Raw genomic sequence first — 16,322 nt, 5'->3', positions numbered from 1 at the left:
GTTGTCGGCCGGGTCGATCCCCGGCCGGCAACCGGCGCAAAAGCTGGCCGCCCGATCCTCAGCCGTTCAGGTACGCGAGCACCGCCAGCACCCGCCGGTTGTCGTCCTCCGACGGCGGCATCCCCAGCTTGCTGAAGATGTTGTTGATGTGCTTGCTGACCGCCTTCTCGGTGACGAACATCCGCTGAGCGATCGCCGCGTTCGACCGCCCCTCCGCCATCAGCCCCAGCACCTCCCGCTCCCGGGCGGTAAGCTCGTCCAACCGGTTAGCGCCCGTGTTACGCGCCAGCAGCTGGGACACCACCTCCGGGTCCATCACCATCCCGCCGCCGGCCACCCGCTGCACCGCGCCGATGAACTGGCCGACGTTGGACACCCGGTCCTTGAGCAGGTAGCCGACTCCCCCAGCCTTGTCGGCGAGGAGTTCCCGCGCGTACAGCTGCTCGACGTGCTGGGACAGCACGAGGATCGGCAGCCCGGGCAGCTCCACCCGGGCCGCGAGCGCCGCCTGCAGGCCCTCGTCGCTGAAGGTGGGCGGCAGGCGCACGTCCAGGACCGCGACGTCGGGCCGATGCCTGGTGAGCGCCGGCAGCACGGACGGCCCGTCGGCGACGGCTTCGACCACCTTGTAGCCGTAGGCGTCGAGGATGCGGGTCAGCCCGTCCCGGAGGAGGGCAAGGTCTTCCGCGATGACAACTCGCACGGCAGCTCCATGGTCACGACGGTGGGTCCGCCGGGCGGACTCGTCACGATCATCGTGCCATCGAAAGCTGCCAGCCGGCGTCGTACCCCCGCCAGGCCGGTCCCCGCGTCCACGGTGGCGCCGCCGCGGCCGTCGTCGCCGACCACCATCTTCAACACGCCGTCGTTATGGAGTACCTGGATCCAGGCGCGGCCGGCGGCGCTGTGTTTGGTGACGTTGGTCAGCGCCTCGGCAAACGCGAAGTAGGCCGCGGACTCGACCGCCGCGGGCGGGCTGCCAGCCAGCTGCACGTCGAGGTCCACCGGCAGCGGTACGGCCAGGGCGAGGGCCTGCACCGCCCCGTCGAGGCCCCGTTCGGCGAGTACGGGCGGATAGATGCCGCGGACCAGGTCGCGTAGCTCGGCGAGGGCGTGGCCGCTGCTTTCCTGCGCCTCGCTAAGCAGCTTTTGTGCCGCCGCCGGGTCATCGGCGAGGAGCTGTTCGGCCAGACCGATGCTCATCCGCAGGGCGACCAGCCGGGCCTGCGCCCCGTCGTGCAGGTCACGTTCGATGCGGCGTAGCTCGGCGGCCTGGGTGTCGATGGTGTCGGCGCGGGTAGCGGCGAGGTGTCGGACCCGCAGAGCCAGTTCCTGCGCGCGGGTGGGGTTGAGGAAGAAGCCGGCGAAGCGGAAGTGCAGCCACATCAGCCACCGTGCGGCGGCCAGCCCTCCGACAAGGAGCAGCCACCCCTGCGGCGCGGCCAGCCACGCCTTGAAGATGTTGTCCATCGGCCAGAACACGCCGTAGCCGTACCAGTCGATGGTCAGGTAGAGCACCAGCGGCACGAACAGGACGCCCTCAAGGCCGTACCCGGGCAGCACGAACGCCAGCAGGCACACGCCGCCGGTGATCGCGCCGGGGATCAGCCAGGCGAAATCCCGCCAGGTCGCCGGATCCGCGACCACCCACCGGAACCGCCGCCAGGTGCCGAGCCCAGCGCCGGCGGGCACCGGCCCGTACGGCGACGCGATCGGCACCCCACCCCACCGGCTCAGCCGCCGTTGCAGCGTCAGCGACGCCCGCACCAGCACAGTCACCGCCGGGAACAGCGCGAACCCGATGCCGAACGCGGGGATGAGCGCGAGGGAGACCACCGACAGCACGAACAGCGCCACGTTGGTGGTCAAGCTGAGCAGGGCCACGGCCAAGCCCTGCACGGCGGCGACCGCGCCGGGCCGGAGGTGCCGCCAGACGACCGCGCGTACAGAGCTGTCCACGGAACTCATTCTCCGCCCACCCGGCCGCCGGAGTCGGTGGTGCTACCACCACCCGCCGCGCGGACCGTTCCGGACCGGACCCGCGCGACGGACAGCGTCGGCTGTCACCTGCTTACTGAAGGTGGAACCGTTCGTTCATGGCGAGCGCCGCCAGTTGCGGCACGGTGAACGGCAGTTCCTTCAGCCCGTTCTTGGGGCTGCTGTAGGACCGGCTCTGCGCGACGAAGGTGACCGTCCCGTCCGGGTGCCGGTAGGCCGACCACTGGTCGAAGCGCCGGTCGATGGTGGGCTGGACGACCACACCGATCTTCATGTTGCCGACGGTCACCACCTGACACTGGCCCTCCATGCCCCAGAACCGCCGGGTCAGCGCGCACGGTTCGGTCGGGAGCTCGTTCCCGCGGGTGTACACCTCGACGGCCACGCGCCCGGTCCGGTCTCCCTTGGCGATGGTGGCCACGGACGTGTAGCGCCACACGTCGACGCCGTTCACCTTTCCGTCGAACTCGGCCTGGCTGCTGCGCGGCGGATCGTCGTCCACGGACTGGTTCGGCGCGTACTCCGGCACGACGTACCCGGCCGGCACCACGGCGATGAGCTCGTCGAGCAGCCGGACCCCCTGGTCGTACCGGGTGCCGGCCTTCGCCGTCCGGTCCTGCTGCGGGAGGCCGTCCGGTCCCGTCGGCCACGGCTCGGCGGTGCCCCTGTCGGACGGGCCCGGAAGAGGCGTCGTTCCAGAAGCCGTCGGACTCACGCCGCCGGCCCTCGCGGTACCGGTACCCGGGGCGCCGGCCCCCGCGGCGCCGGAATCCGGGATGCCGGCGCCCGCGGTGCCGACCGCCGCGACGCCGGCGACCGCCAGCACCACGGTCGCGGACCCGGCGCAGGCCCACCCGGTACGCCGGCGCGCGCGGGCCCGCCGTGCGGCGCCGAGCGCGGCGGCCGTGTCCAGTGGTGGCGGCGAGGCGACGACCGCCATCTCGTGGCGGAGCGCCTCGCGCAACTCGTCCCCGTTCATCGTTCCCCCTTCTCGATCGTGCTGTAGGCGGGCAGTAGAAGGCCGCGCAGGTTCTCGAGGCCACGGGCCGCCTGGCTCTTCACCGTTCCTGGTGTGCAGCCCAGCAGCGCAGCGGTTTCCTCGACCGACAGGTCCTCCCAGTAGCGGAGCACCAGAACCGCCCGCTGGCGTGGTGCCAGGGCGGCGAGCGCCTGGAGCATCACCAGCCGGTTCTCCGGCGATTCGGGCGGTGTGGGTCGTTCGGCGTCCTCCCCGCCCACCCGTTCGCGTCGCCACCAGCCCCGCCGCCGCTCGTCCAGGAAGGTCCGGACCAGGATCTGCCGTACGTAGGCGTCGAGTACCTCGTGCCGGGCAACCCGGTTCCAGACCAGGTAGAGCTTCGTGAACGCGGTCTGGACCAGGTCCTGCGCTCGGTGCCAGTCGCCGCAGAGCAGGTACGCGGTGCCACGCATCGCGTCCGACCTCGCGGCGAAATATTCCGCGAACGCCGTGTCGCGATCGCTCATCCAAAGCCTCCTATCCCCGATGCGAGATAGTCACGCCACGTCCGGCTCCGCAGGTTGCGCGTGGGAACGAAATCTCTCAGGTAGAACTCCAGCGGCACGGACAGGATGCTTTCGATGCCGCACACGGGCAGCGCGAACGCCCGCGGGCAGGCGTCGCCGTCTCCGCCCGCCCTGCCACCGGAATCGGTGGTGCTACCACCACCTGCCTTCGGGACCTGGCACTCCTGCCTTCGACCGCCGCCGGCCGAAGGATCGACGATATGACCACGACCAGGCAAAAGGTGGCCGGCCTGCCGTCCGGCCGCCGCAGCAAGTACGTGATGCTCGTCTTCTGGCTCGTCCTCGTCGCGGCGGCCGGGCCGCTGGCGCTGAAGCTGACCGAGGTGCAGGACAACGACGCCCTCGGCGCGCTGCCGGCCACCGCCGAGGCCAGCCGGGCCGTTGAGCGGGCGGAGCAGGCGTTCCCGGATTCGCAGAAGCCCCTGGCCGTCGCCGTCTACGTCCGCGAGGCCGGGCTCACCACCGCCGACCGCGCCAAGGTCGACGCCGACCGGGCAACGTTTGCCCGGTACGCCGACGGCGGGCAGGTGTCCCCGCCGGTGCCCAGCGACGACGGGCAGGCCCTGCTGCTGTCCTTCCCCGTCGCCGGGGACGCCGATCAGCGGGCCGACGCGGTCGCTGGTATCAAGGACCGCCTGGGCAATGACGTACCCGATGGTTTGCGGACGGCGCTGACCGGCCCGGCCGGCGGCGAGGACGACGTCTTCGACGCGTTCGCCGGCATGGACACCACGCTGCTGCTGGCGACCGCCGCCACCGTCGCGTTGCTGCTGCTCATCACCTATCGCAGCCCGGTGCTGTGGTTGATCCCGCTCATCACGGTGGCGCTGGCCAACCAGCTCGCCAGCGCGGTGGTGTACCTGCTGGCCAAGCATGCCGGGCTGGCCGTGGACTTCCAGAGCCAGAGCATCCTGACCGTGCTGGTCTTCGGCGTCGGCGTGGACTACGCCCTGCTGCTCATCGCCCGCTACCGGGAGGAACTGCGCCGGCACGCCGACCGGCACGCGGCGATGGCCGTCGCGTTGCGCCGATCGATCGGCGCGATCGGCGCCTCCGCGGCGACCGTGGCGATCGGGCTGCTGTGCCTGCTCGCCGCGCAGCTGCCGTCCACCCGGGGGCTCGGCCCGGTCGGCGCGGTCGGGATCGTCGCGGCGCTGCTGGCCATGACCACGCTGCTACCGGCCATGCTGGTCGTCTTCGGGCGGTGGCTGTTCTGGCCGTTCGTGCCCCGCTACTCCCCCGACGCGGTCGGCGTCGACGTGGCGGCCCAACACGGGGTGTGGCGGCGAATCGCCGCGTTCGTCGGCCGGCGGCCCCGCGCCGTCTGGCTGGGCACGGCGACCGCGCTCGTGGCGTTGAGCTTCGGCATGGTCAACCTCAGCATCGGCATGCCGCACGACGAGTCGTTCACCAAGGAGGTCGGCTCGGTCACCGGCCAGCGGATGATCGAGGCGCACTACCCGAAGGGATCCGTCGCACCCGCCGAGATCCTGGCCGCCGCCGGACCCGCCGAGCAGGTGCTGGCCGCCGCCCGTACCGTGCCGGGAGTAGCCGAGGTGGGCGCGCCGGAACCCTCGCCGGACGGCCGCTGGGTACGCATCGCCGCGGTCCTGTCCGACACGCCGGACAGCGACGCGGCCCTCGAGACCGTCGACCGGCTCCGCGCCACGGTGCACGCCGTGCCGCGCGCGCAGGCCCTCGTCGGCGGCGACACCGCGTACCTGATCGACGAGAAGCGGACCGTCGACCGGGACAACCGCCTCGTCGCGCCGCTGGTGCTGGCAGTCGTCTTCCTCATCCTGGTGCTGCTGCTGCGGGCGCTGGTCGCACCGCTGCTGTTGCTGGCCAGCGTGGTCCTGTCCTACGTCGCCGCGCTGGGCGCCGCCGGGCTGATCCTCGACGCGATCGGCTACCCGCGCCTGTTCGTCGGGATCCCGCTGCAGACGTTCCTGTTCCTCGTCGCCCTCGGTGTCGACTACACCATCTTCCTCAGCACCCGGGCCCGGGAGGAGACAGCGCGGCTCGGGCACCGGCAGGGCGTACTGCACGCGTTGACCGTGACCGGCGGGGTGATCACCAGCGCGGGTGTGGTCCTCGCAGCCACGTTCGGCGCGCTGAGCGTGCTACCGCTGGTGCCGTCCGTCCAGACCGCCGTGATCATCGGAGTTGGGGTGCTGCTCGACACGTTCCTCGTCCGCAGCCTGCTCGTCCCGGCGCTGGCCCTGCACATCGGCCGCCGCACCTGGTGGCCGAGCGCCCTGGCCCGGCCGGCAGTCCGGCCGGTCGCGGCCTCGCCGCTCGGGCGGGTACCAGCGGCATCGTGATCGGGAAGGGCGTCCCGGAGGCCGTTTCAACGGCTGCCGGGACGCCCTGATGACGGTCAGTTACCGGAGAAGGGAAACAGATATTCCTTGTATATGACAGAATTGCTGACCCGGTAGCCGCCGTAGACGGTTTTAGTGCTGTCCTCGGTCCAGTCAAAGTTGCACTCGGCCCAGGTGTCGTATCCATGGGGGTTGCGACAATACCGGTGCCTGATATCGCCCGTGCTGGAGGTGGCTACCCCAACCGCCGAATGCGTGTCGGTTTTGCGGTCCCTGACGTAGACTTTGTCACCGTAGTACAGGATGCAGACCTCCGTGTTGTGCCTGTCGGCGCTCGCCGTCCCGCATTTGTCGCTTGGCACAAATTTGACCTCGACGCCGGTCTGGCAACTCACATCCGCGCGGGAGCATTCGGCGTACCAATCCTCGTCGGCCATGGCCGGCGTTGGCGCGGCGAGCACCACGCTCGCCGCGGTCACGAGAGCGAGGGCCCCACCTACCGCGCGCCGAGATCGCGCGAGTCCCTCCAGTACCGCCGTCATGCGCCTCAAGGACCGCATCCTCTCTGGATTTAGTTCGATCTTCATCCGGACGGGGAGACGCTATGGCGCGGGCACTCGCAGAGCTACCGTGCACGGTGCTCAGATTCCTCGTCGGGTTGTGCACGGTGCCCACTCACGGCGTGGAAAGCGTGGACGAGGTCATTGATGCCCGACCCGGTCGTCAGCAGGTCGCGGTTGAGCGAGCGCTCGGCGACGCGCAGGTGCGCCCGGACGGTGTTCCGGCTCAGGCCCAGGTGCGCGGCGGTCTGCTGGGCATCGATGTTGGCCTCGATCCAGGATCGCACGGTGCGGTGCACGCCACGATGCTCCGCGTCGCGCAGGGGCCGGAGGAAGGTTTCCGCCCACGTCGTCGCGGGCCGGGTGCGGAGCAGTTCGCCCAGGCTCGGCGCGGGCTGCGGGGTGTCCGGGTCGGGCTGGGGGCCGCTCTGGAGGCTGCTGAGCGACAGCGCCAGGTCGAGCGTGGCGCGGGCCTGGACGTCACTGAGGTCGAGCCCGAGCGCCTCCTCCGCCCGCCGGCAGTGCGCGGCGACGGTGTTACGGCCGATGTTCAGCAGGCGTGCCACTGCGGAGCGTGGGAACGTCAGGGCCAGGCGCGTGATGTCCAGGGTGAGCTTCGGGACGGCGTGCAGGGGCGCCACGTACGCGCGGGCCCAGCCGACCGCCGCCTGGCGGGGCAGCAGGTGCACCAGCGAGGGCTGCCCGCGGTAGGCCGCCACACGCTCCGGGGAGTTACGCGCGACGGCCAAGGCGTGCAGGGCCTCGCCATAGGCCGCGGCCGTGGCGTCAAGCGGATGCAGCCTGCTGGCCCCGAGCGCATACGCCGAGTTCTCCCTGACCAGGCGCCGCAGCACCGAATCCAGCTGGAGGCGCCCGCCGGCGCCGGAGTCCTCCGCGATCGGGCAGATCAAGTGCTCCTTGAATGACGGGCAGTGCACCATCAGGCCCGGGCCGTGGTAACCGGAGGCGTCCTGGTAGGCGCGGGCGAGCCGGTCACGGTCGGCGGGAAGGCAGTGCAGGAGGTACACCCGCACCCGCTCGTCACCGAGCAGCGGGGGCACGTCGCTGGCGGTCATCCGCCGGGCGAGGGCGACATCCCCCGCCATCAACGCGCTCAGCACGGCGAACCGCAGCTGCCGCGCTTTCTCCTCGTACCCGCGCAGGCTGTCGTCGGCGGCCAGTGCCCGTCCCAGGAGCTCCACCAGCCCCCCGGCCCGCGACGCCAGCGCCGCGGCCTCCCGCGACAGTTCTACGGCGCTGACCGTGACCAGGACTGGACGCGGCTCTCGCTCCCCGAATGCCTCGAGATGCACCTGTGCCCCGCCGACCTGCGCCGTGACGGCGGCCAACCGCCCCGCGGCCAAGCGCCGCAACTGTTCATCGAGCGCGTCGAGGGTCGTACGGCGGAACCCGGCCGTCGCCGCTTCGACTGTGGACGTGCCACCGATCCAGGCGACCTCTGCCCCGATCCGCCGCCCCAGCCAGTGCAGGACCTCCCTCAGCGACCCCTGCCGCCGCACCATCCGCAAGAGCTCATCAAGATCCTCGGCATGCCCCGAAACCCCCACCGTCCGACCTTCCGATCCAAGCCGACAACGTCAGCATTCTGAGGGGTATGGATCTGACGGTGTTTGCGGCCTGACCCGCTATGCGATTGTGCCTGGTGAGGAGGGATCCCCCGCTACGCGTTCACGCTCGCCGGTTCCGGCGGGGCGTGCCGCCCGCGGGCCGGCCGCTGGTCGCCGTGGCCCGGCCACCACGCCTTGTGTCCAATCAGCGCGGTGAGGGCGGGGACGAAGAACATCGACATGACGAACGCCGAGAGCACGATGCCGATCGCCACCGCGAAGCCCATCTGCTGCAGGAACGAGATCGGCGCGAGCATCAGCACCCCGAACGTCCCGGCGAGGATCAGGCCCGCAGCGGCGACCGTTGGGCCGGCGTGTTCCACGCCGATGGCGGCGGCCTCGTGTGGTTCGTTGCCCTCCCGCGCTTCCTCACGTAGTCGGGCGATCATCAGGATGTTGTAGTCGGTGCCGATCGCCACCACGAAGAGGTAGAGGATGATCGGCAGTTGGAAGGTGACGCCCGGCTTGTCCTGTAGTCCTTGGAAGAGGTAGACCGTGGCGCCCAGGGTGGCGGCGAAGTTGAGCAGCACCGCGATCACGAGGTAGATCGGCGCGACGAGGCTGCGCAGCAGCAGGGCGAGGATGAGTGCGATCAGGCCGGCCGCTACAGGCAGGATCACCGACAGGTCGCGGTTGTTCGCCGAGTTGATGTCCGCGAAGATCGCGGTGGTGCCGCCGACCAGCGCCCGGGTGCCGGGCGGGGCCGCCTTGTGCACGGCGTCGCGCAGGTCGTCGCGGACGAGGGTGATCGCCTTGTTGGAGACCGGGTTCTCGTTGAGTAGCAGGTTGACCCGGGCCACGCTCGGGTCGCTGCTGCGTTCCGGCGGCTGCACCCGGCCCACTCCCGGGGCGCCCGCCGCGGCCGCCGCGAAGTCGCTGATCTGTTGCTCGGTCAGCGGCGACCCGTTGCCGGTGGTCAGGTAGACCTCGGTGGGGGCGAGCGCACCGGCGGCGAACCCGCGCTGCAGGTCCGCGGCGGCCTTCGCCGACTCGGTGTCCTGCGGGAAGCCGGCGCTGAAGTCGTAGTCGGCCTTGTAGCCGAGCACGCCTGCGGCGAGCGCGACCAGCAGAGCGCCGGATGCCGCCGCGACGAGCGCCGGCCGGCGTCCGATTGCGGTCCCCAGGCGGTGGGAGATGGTGGCCTTGGGGGCACGCTGCCAGGCCTTGGACGGCCAGAAGACGTACCGGCCGAGCAGCGACACGACGGCCGGGATGAGGGTGAGGGAGGTGACCAGCATGACGCCGACAGCGATCGCGAGCGCCGGGCCGAGCGAGCCGAAGAAGCCCAGGGAGGCCAGGAGCAGCACGAGGAACGCGACGATGACCGCTCCCGCGGCCGAGGTGATGACCTCGCCGACCCGCTCGACGGAAACGACCATGGCGGTGCGCTTGTCGTCACCAGCACGTAGCCGCTCGCGGTAGCGGAAGAGCAGGAACAGGATGTAGTCGGTGCCGATGCCGAACAGTACGATCAGCAACACCGTCTGCAGATCCTGACTCACATTCAGATCGAACGCCTTGCCCGCCGCGGCGACGAGCCCGCTCGTGACGGCCATGACCCCACTGATCACCACCACGGGCAGCAGCGCGGCGATGGGGCTGCGGAAGATGATCAGGATCAGTCCGATGATCAGGATGATCGTCGCGACGCCGACCACGGCGAAGGCCTTGTTGAAGGTGTCCTGGTTGTCGACGAAGCTGGCCACTTCGCCGGCCACCCCCGCGCTCAGCCCACTGCCCGCCAACTCCGGACCGATGGCCGCTCGCAGGTCGCGTACGGCGTCGAGCAGCGCCGGGTCGTCCGGGGCGACCGACGTGAGGCCGACGTTCACCACCTGCACCGACTTGTCGGGTGCCACGGCTGGCGGGCCGGTCAGGTAGCCGGAGGTGTGCGCGATGTTCCGGGCCTTGAGCGACTGGGCGAGCTGGCCCACCTTCGCCTCGTCGGCCGGCGTGAGCGGCTGCCTGTCGGCGCGTTTGACCACGATGATCGCCGTCGCGGTGGCCTGCTGCGGAAACGCCTTCTTGCCGAGTTCGGTGGCCTGCACCGACTCGTACGAGTGCGGCAGGAAGCTTTCCTGATCGGCGGAGGTGATGTCGCTCAGCGACGGTGTGGTGAAGACGATGGCGGCTGCCGCGAGCAGCCAGCCGCCGATCACCCACCACGCTCTGCGTACGACGAATCTGCCCAGCCGCTCGAACATGATTACCCCCCGTTTGTGCGGCACCACCGATGCCTGAGGCCTGTAGCGCTCTTGTACGCCCGCCCGTCACCCACCGGGCAGCCTCGACTACCCCCTGTCACACCATAGCGCCGGCTGTTACTCCTTTTCGGATGGCGCGACGTGCAGGATCAGGCCTTTTGAGTGTTCTTCGAGAGGTATCCGGAGTCGGGCGTCCGATCCGGCCGCGTCCATGCTTGCCGAGCGCCACCCGCTCCCGCGCCGTGCGCCGCTCCGCCTCGACCAAGCCGCCGACCTGGCGATTATTTCTCCGAATAGTCCACTGGAAGATCACTGGACGAAGATCCCTTGGTGCCGGCCGGCGCCGCCTGGCAGCGTCATTCGTGGCAATCCACAGTAGAAAGGGAACTTCGTGCGCATTTCGAAGAAGATCGCCGCGCTGGGACTCACGGCAACCGCCGCGACGGCGGGAACCCTGGTCAACGCCTCACCCGCCTACGCCGCGCTCTACGGCGGGCAGTGCGGCTCCGGCTACGGCGTCGTCAACCTGATCGACCTTCCCGACCTCCGCGGCACGGTGTACCTGACCTACAGCTCCTCCACCGGGAAGAACTGCGTCGTCACCATCCGGGAGAAGCCGGGAACCGCCACGCTCATGGAGGCGTACCTCCGCCGTTCCGGCACCTCCACCTGGCAGAAGGACAGCGGCAACTACACGACCTACGCCGGGCCGGTCTACGTGTCGGCGGCCGGCTCGTGCGTCGACTGGGGCGGCACCATCGGAACGGCCTCCAAGACCCGCACCGGCACCAACTGCGGCTGACCCGACCAACAGCAAGCACCGGAGGACAATGCAATGAAGCTCGTCAAGACCACCGCCGCAACCGTCGCCCTGACCGCCACCACGATGGCCGGAGCGCTGGCCGCGGCCACCCCGGCCTACGCAGCCACCTACGCAGGCGAGTGCGGGTCCGGCTACAGCGTCGTGAACTCCGCCCCGATCGGCACCAAGGGGACGGTGTTCCTCACCTACAGCTCGTCCACGGGCAAGAACTGCGCGATCGCCAAGCGGAACACCGCCGGCTCGGCCGTGCTCATCGAGGTGGGCCTGGGCATCAACCCGGTCGGCAGCCACTGGCCGGCCTACGAGGGCAACTACTTCACGTCCTACGCCGGCCCGGTCTACCTGTCGGCGGCGGGCAAGTGCGTGGACTGGATGGGCCGCATCAGCGGCACCGAGGGCGGCAAGCGCGGTACCAACTGCGGCTGACCCATCCGGGCAGGGGGCGGAGCCCTGCCGGTGCGATGCGGCACCGGCAGGGCTTCGCCGCCTCACCGTACGGTTCATGACCGGCTGGACCGATGGGTGAGAAGGACGCCGTGCAGATCGGCGCGGAACTTACGAGCCGCCGACCCGTACGTCCAGGAAGACCGGACGCTTCAGCGGGAAATACATCCGCCCGTCCTCGTCGGCCATCTTCCAGTAGATCTTGCAGCTCCCGCGCTCGCCGGGGGTCCGAACGGCAACCGCGATGTCCACGGTCTCTCCCGGCATTGTCTGCGGGATGGCGACCGCCACCGGCGCTTGGCACGGTGTCTCGTTGACCCGCGCCAGAGAGCGGTTGGCCCAGACCACCGTCCCCGTGTTGCGGATCCGCCAGATCTTCGTGAACGAGGTGTTCGGCGGCACCAGAGTCCCGTCGGGATAGGTGATGTCGCCTTCGAATCGAGAGTCGTCATGATCGGGTGGAGCGACGACCGCGCGTGTCACGCTGCCGTCGCTCTCATCCCTCCGCCGATCGAGAACGACGAAGGTGACACCGGCACCGGTGAGCGCAGCCATGGTCGCAGCCACGCCGGCGATGCCGATCTGCCGACGGTCGCGCAACCGGGATGGTGAAGGCTCGACGGCGGCCGAAGCCGCCCGTCCACGGACTCGCTCGGCGTTGTCGCCGGTGCGGGCGGTCTCCCCGGTCGGCCTTGTCTCCTCGACCTCGCTGGTCTCGGGTTGCGGCGTCTCCTGGACCGCCGGGGGCGCCTCCGACGCCCCGGGCCGCTGCGGCACCGCGTCGGCCGTCGACGCGGTGTCCGCCGAATGCCCGACAGCTTTGGCCTGCGTCCAGCGCTCCCGCCACTCCTGCTCGGTGTCCACCGGGTCGTGGCCCAGCCGGTCGACGGCGAGCACTCGCACGAACTCCCATGTCGTCTCCCAGCTGGGAAGGCTCCGGCCACGGGCCGCGGCGGCCAGCGAAGACTTCGAGGCGGCTGCGCCCAGGCGCACCGACATCTCCTCGTACGAGGGGTTGCCCGCCTCCTGCTTCAGTCGCAACAGGCGGTCGGCGAAGGCGCCCACCGGGCCCGAATCTGGATCGGGACGCGTCGGCCGTCGCCCCCGCCGTCGCGGTACCTGCTGCTGACCTTGCGCTTCTTTTTCCATGTCCCCAACCTCGTCAGAACCGACCACGCGAGCGCGGCCGCGCATCCGGCGCATGGGCGACAATATCCGCGTTTATCAAGCTTACGGGCGGCCGGCCCTGCCGCCGCCGATGTGCCGTCTCGAGATTGATCGGTTGGGATAGCGTGTCATCCGTCTCTGGGGCGATCCCCAGAATTCTTCGGGGAAAGAAGTTGTCACGTGTCACTGTGGAAGAAGACGACTGTTCTGGCGGTCTCCGCCCTGACGGCGCTCGCGGTGACTGCTTGCGCGAAGCCGGGCTCGCCGGACGCGCCGAAGCAGCCGAGCGTGCTGGAACTGCTCGCCAGTGATCTCAAGGGTTCGTTGCAGAAGACGATCGACACCACCGACAAGGCCGATTCCGTGGCCGTGACGGCGGAGGGCACGGCGGCGGGCCAGAAGGTCTCGATGCAGGGCGTCATGGACCTGGGCGACCCGGTCAAGCTCGAGATGTCGACAACGGGCCCCGACGGCACCCCGGTGATCGTCCGAATGATCGGCGCGGTGTGCTACGTCGAGGTGCCGGAGGCGCAACGCTCGGGCCTGGGTGGGAAGCGCTGGATGAAGCTGGACCTGTCCGCCATGGGCGCTCAGGCAGGGATGGACTTCTCCAAGCAGTTCGAGGACATGGACCCAACCAAGCAGGTCAAGACGCTGCTCGCCACCGAGGGAGTCACCGTCGTCGGTGAGGAGACGGTAAACGGGGCGAGGACGGTCCACTACACCCTGACCGCTCCGGTGGCGACCTACCTCGGGCAGCTCGACGCCGAGACGCGGGCGGGTGTCGAGGAGGAAATGACCAAGCAGGGCGTCAAGGAGATCACGATCGAGCTCTGGGTCGACGAGCAGTACCAGCCGCGCCGGGTGCACATGATCATGGGCGCGATGTACGACCTGACGGTCAACTACACCGACTACGACAAGCGGGTGAACATCGAGACGCCGCCCGCGGCGGAGACCGGCGACCTCGCCGAAATGCTGAAGGGCCTGCCCACCGGCAACTGAGCAAAGCCACAATCCTGCCCGGCCGGTGATCTCCTCACCGGCCGGGCAGCGCCGCCTCCGGGATCTCGTCCACTCCTACCAACCTTCGGGATCATGACTGGCATCGGCTGCCTGGGCGTGGCATTGCGATCTCAGGGGCCGGGCGGCCGGATCGGCACCCGGAACCCGTACGGCGGCACCTGTGGCACGTGCGGCGCGCGACGTGCGGACCGTACCAGCGCCCAGAGCCAGAGCAGCCCCACCACCGCCACGAGCACGAGTCCCCCCAGGTCCAGTACGGCGAAGAGCGCGACCTGCCCCGCGGTCGGCCTGACCAGCTGGCCGTGCTTCAGGGTCCCTCCGGTCAGCAGCAGCGTCAGGAGCAGCGCGATCACGTGCATGGCGTCCCAGAACGCGTGCAGCAGGGACACCCCGAGGTAGGCCAGGACGAGCCGCCCGGTGATCACGAAGTGCTCGCGGGTGCTGGACGAGAAGAGCACCCCGCCGAGGATCGCCGTCCACAGGCCGTGACCGAAGGGTGTGACCACGCCGCGCAGCAGTTCGGTCTCCACCACCTGGGTCAGCGACAGCCCGTGGGCGGTGAACAGCGCGGTGAACGCGTACCCGGCGGTTTCCAGGGCCGCGAAGCCGAACCCGACCGAGGCGCCGAGGATGATGCCGTCCCGGGTCGCTTTCACATGCATGTGCCGGGTCAGGAACGCCAGCGCTCCGAGTTTCACGGCCTCCTCGATGAGGCCCACGCCGAGGAACAGCCACCACGACGGGCGCAGCAGGTAGGACTCGAGCAGCGACGCGGCCAGCACGCCGATCACCCCGCCGGCCAGGAACGTGCTCAGGATGAGGCCCGGGGTCAGCTCGCCGGTCTCCCGCCGCTGGAATGCCCATACCACGAATGTCACGGGCACCAGGAAGCTGCCGAGCAGCACCAGCGTCGGCACCAGGGCGGGGTTACCGGTCAGGAAGGTGACCACCACGGTAGCGAGCCAGAGGGCCAGGCCGACCAGGAAGATCCGCAGCCACGGCCGCCGGCTTCTCGTCAGGGGCGGCGGCTGGGGGTACGCCTGGACCACCGCCGCCTCCTCGGAACTCGTCCGCGGCCTCCGGCACCGCTCGACGCAGGTATGAGATCTGAAAGCTCATCATAAAAGGTGCGCAGCATCCAAAAGGGGCGTTACGAGAGATCGGCCGGCGAGCCGGGGTATCGGTGGCCCGTGCCGGTGACAACGCCGCGGAACCCGCAGCAGGCGGGCGCAACGCCTCATAGCCTGGCAGACGAGAACACGTCGGGACAGCTGTCGGAGGGCATCGTGGCCAACGCGATCAGGGACGCTCTGCAGGGCGTCAGGGAGGTCGAGATCACCGTGACCGGCCGGAAGTCCGGACGGCAGATCTCGCACCCCGTGTGGTTCGTGCAGGAGGAGGACAGCGTCTTCCTGGTCCCGGTCACCGGCTCGAACAGCGACTGGTACAAGAACGTCCGGCGCACGCCGATGATCCAGATCGCCGCGAACGGCACGGCGTTGAGTTCCAGCGCCACCCCGATCACCGACGCGGACCGGGTCGACCACGTCGTGGCGATGTTCCGCGACAAGTACGGCGCGGACCAGTTCGAGGCGTACTACCCCAACCACGACGTCGCCGTCCAGGTCCCACTCGGGTAGCCCGGGACCGCTTCCCAGGCGGCGGAGGTCACCGGATCGTCACGCTGACCGGCAGGCCCTGCTGCACCTCAAGGACCGCCCGCTCCCCCAACGGCCGCGCCAGCTCGACGGTGGCGCCGCGCCGCGCCCCGACGTCCCCGCACGACTCGGCCCTGGCGTGCCGATGCTCGATGACGATCACGACTACCGCCTGGTCCGACTCCACCGCCTCCGCGCTGTAGTCGGCGCCGCACGGCTTGGTGCGCGGGTCAGGGACACCGGTGAAGGTGACGGCCAGCTCGCGGCTGGTGGTGGTCGTGATCGCAGACTCGATCTGCAGCCCGCCGGTCGGCTTGTCGGGGTCCCAGGGCTGCGGTGCCACCTGGACCGCAGACGAGGCGGCCACCGCCGGTCGGGTCAGCCGTACGAGGGTGCCGTCGAGGGTGTACTCCCAGGCCGGGACGGTCGCGGAGCCCCGGGTGGTGGAGATCGTCATCGTGGTCAGGCGGGCGCCGGTGACCTTCAGCGGCGCGCAGTCGACGCAGTCGCCGGTGCCGGCCTGGCGCAGCCGCGCCAACGTTTCATCCGCCGCGACCAACGGCAGGGACTGCTTGCTGCCGTCGGCCCAGACGAGGTTCCCGGTCGGCGTCGGCGCGGTGGGCAGCGCCGCAGTGGCCTCGACGCGGCCTGCCGCCAAGCTCTCCTTGTAGGCACCGTTCGCCAGTTCCCAGTCGCCGAGCTGCCGGGTCAGCTCTCCCACCGGTACGAACCGCGCACTGTCACCCGCGTCGCGTACCGCCTGGTCATAGCGGCCCAGGGCGGCGCGCGCCTGCCGGCGCAGCCCGTCGAGGTCGTCGCCTGCTGGGCTGCCGCCGGCGGCGGACCCGCAACCGCCGAGCAGCGCCACGGCGGTGATCCAGGGCAGCAGGGCCCGCATCCTCGTTGTCTCCACTTGGCCAGCCTCTGCCACGCCGGTCACGGTTA

The 16,322-nt window shown here is 70.2% G+C and carries 15 protein-coding genes; 5 read left to right on the top strand and 10 right to left on the bottom strand.

Going from position 1 to position 16,322, the window contains the following annotated elements; translation table 11 throughout:
- Nucleotides 1–58: 58 nt before the first annotated feature.
- The 4 genes from ACFYML_RS26395 to ACFYML_RS26380 form a co-directional block, all read right to left on the bottom strand.
- Nucleotides 59–703 carry a LuxR C-terminal-related transcriptional regulator gene (locus ACFYML_RS26395; RefSeq protein ID WP_387423202.1) on the bottom strand — a complete coding sequence of 215 codons (645 nt, stop codon included), beginning with the start codon at nt 701–703 and terminating at the stop codon, nt 59–61.
- Complete coding sequence (locus ACFYML_RS26390; RefSeq protein WP_387423201.1) at nt 655–1,959, bottom strand: sensor histidine kinase; 1,305 nt, start codon at nt 1,957–1,959, stop codon at nt 655–657. Before ACFYML_RS26390 ends, ACFYML_RS26395 begins: the two co-directional genes overlap by 49 nt.
- A gap of 112 nt (nt 1,960–2,071) precedes the next feature.
- Nucleotides 2,072–2,977: a hypothetical protein gene (locus ACFYML_RS26385; protein WP_387423200.1), complete on the bottom strand. Its 906-nt coding sequence runs from the start codon at nt 2,975–2,977 to the stop codon at nt 2,072–2,074.
- A complete protein-coding gene (locus tag ACFYML_RS26380; protein ID WP_387423199.1) occupies nt 2,974–3,483 on the bottom strand; it encodes a SigE family RNA polymerase sigma factor in 510 nt (169 codons plus the stop codon). Before ACFYML_RS26380 ends, ACFYML_RS26385 begins: the two co-directional genes overlap by 4 nt.
- A gap of 260 nt (nt 3,484–3,743) precedes the next feature.
- On the opposite strand from ACFYML_RS26380, the gene ACFYML_RS26375 reads away from it, so the two are divergent.
- A complete protein-coding gene (locus ACFYML_RS26375; RefSeq protein ID WP_387423197.1) occupies nt 3,744–5,867 on the top strand; it encodes an MMPL family transporter in 2,124 nt (707 codons plus the stop codon).
- Between the two features lie 56 nt (nt 5,868–5,923).
- Here the strand turns inward: ACFYML_RS26375 and ACFYML_RS26370 are convergent, their stop codons facing one another.
- The 3 genes from ACFYML_RS26370 to ACFYML_RS26360 form a co-directional block, all read right to left on the bottom strand.
- On the bottom strand, nt 5,924–6,346 hold the full coding sequence (locus tag ACFYML_RS26370; protein ID WP_387423195.1) for a hypothetical protein: 423 nt from the start codon (nt 6,344–6,346) through the stop codon (nt 5,924–5,926).
- A 146-nt stretch (nt 6,347–6,492) separates the two neighbouring features.
- Nucleotides 6,493–7,950, bottom strand: coding sequence for a helix-turn-helix domain-containing protein (locus tag ACFYML_RS26365; protein WP_387423194.1), 1,458 nt, complete (start codon nt 7,948–7,950; stop codon nt 6,493–6,495).
- A 158-nt stretch (nt 7,951–8,108) separates the two neighbouring features.
- Nucleotides 8,109–10,259: an MMPL family transporter gene (locus tag ACFYML_RS26360; protein ID WP_387423193.1), complete on the bottom strand. Its 2,151-nt coding sequence runs from the start codon at nt 10,257–10,259 to the stop codon at nt 8,109–8,111.
- A gap of 391 nt (nt 10,260–10,650) precedes the next feature.
- On the opposite strand from ACFYML_RS26360, the gene ACFYML_RS26355 reads away from it, so the two are divergent.
- Nucleotides 10,651–11,061, top strand: a complete 411-nt coding sequence (locus ACFYML_RS26355) for a spore-associated protein A (RefSeq protein WP_387423192.1) — start codon at nt 10,651–10,653, stop codon at nt 11,059–11,061.
- Nucleotides 11,062–11,094: 33 nt separating this feature from the next.
- Nucleotides 11,095–11,508, top strand: coding sequence for a spore-associated protein A (locus tag ACFYML_RS26350; RefSeq protein WP_387281643.1), 414 nt, complete (start codon nt 11,095–11,097; stop codon nt 11,506–11,508).
- 129 nt (nt 11,509–11,637) lie between these two features.
- On the opposite strand, the gene ACFYML_RS26345 is transcribed toward ACFYML_RS26350, so the two are convergent.
- Complete coding sequence (locus tag ACFYML_RS26345; protein WP_387423191.1) at nt 11,638–12,729, bottom strand: NBR1-Ig-like domain-containing protein; 1,092 nt, start codon at nt 12,727–12,729, stop codon at nt 11,638–11,640.
- 144 nt (nt 12,730–12,873) lie between these two features.
- Here ACFYML_RS26345 and ACFYML_RS26340 point away from each other — a divergent pair, with 144 nt between their 5' ends.
- The gene (locus ACFYML_RS26340) at nt 12,874–13,698 is read left to right on the top strand and encodes a hypothetical protein (RefSeq protein WP_387423190.1); all 825 of its coding nucleotides are present in this window, start codon (nt 12,874–12,876) and stop codon (nt 13,696–13,698) included.
- A gap of 131 nt (nt 13,699–13,829) precedes the next feature.
- On the opposite strand, the gene ACFYML_RS26335 is transcribed toward ACFYML_RS26340, so the two are convergent.
- Entirely contained in the window at nt 13,830–14,768 is a 939-nt protein-coding gene (locus tag ACFYML_RS26335) for a PrsW family intramembrane metalloprotease (RefSeq protein WP_387423189.1), read from the bottom strand.
- A gap of 237 nt (nt 14,769–15,005) precedes the next feature.
- On the opposite strand from ACFYML_RS26335, the gene ACFYML_RS26330 reads away from it, so the two are divergent.
- Complete coding sequence (locus ACFYML_RS26330; protein ID WP_387423187.1) at nt 15,006–15,359, top strand: nitroreductase/quinone reductase family protein; 354 nt, start codon at nt 15,006–15,008, stop codon at nt 15,357–15,359.
- A gap of 28 nt (nt 15,360–15,387) precedes the next feature.
- On the opposite strand, the gene ACFYML_RS26325 is transcribed toward ACFYML_RS26330, so the two are convergent.
- Entirely contained in the window at nt 15,388–16,290 is a 903-nt protein-coding gene (locus ACFYML_RS26325) for a hypothetical protein (RefSeq protein ID WP_387423186.1), read from the bottom strand.
- Nucleotides 16,291–16,322 lie beyond the last annotated feature (32 nt).

The sequence above is a fragment of the Micromonospora sp. NPDC007230 genome, assembly GCF_042869115.1.
GTDB lineage: Bacteria > Actinomycetota > Actinomycetes > Mycobacteriales > Micromonosporaceae > Micromonospora.
The sequence above is the reverse complement of the archived record's forward strand: the minus strand, read 5'-3'. Positions and strand labels throughout refer to the sequence as shown.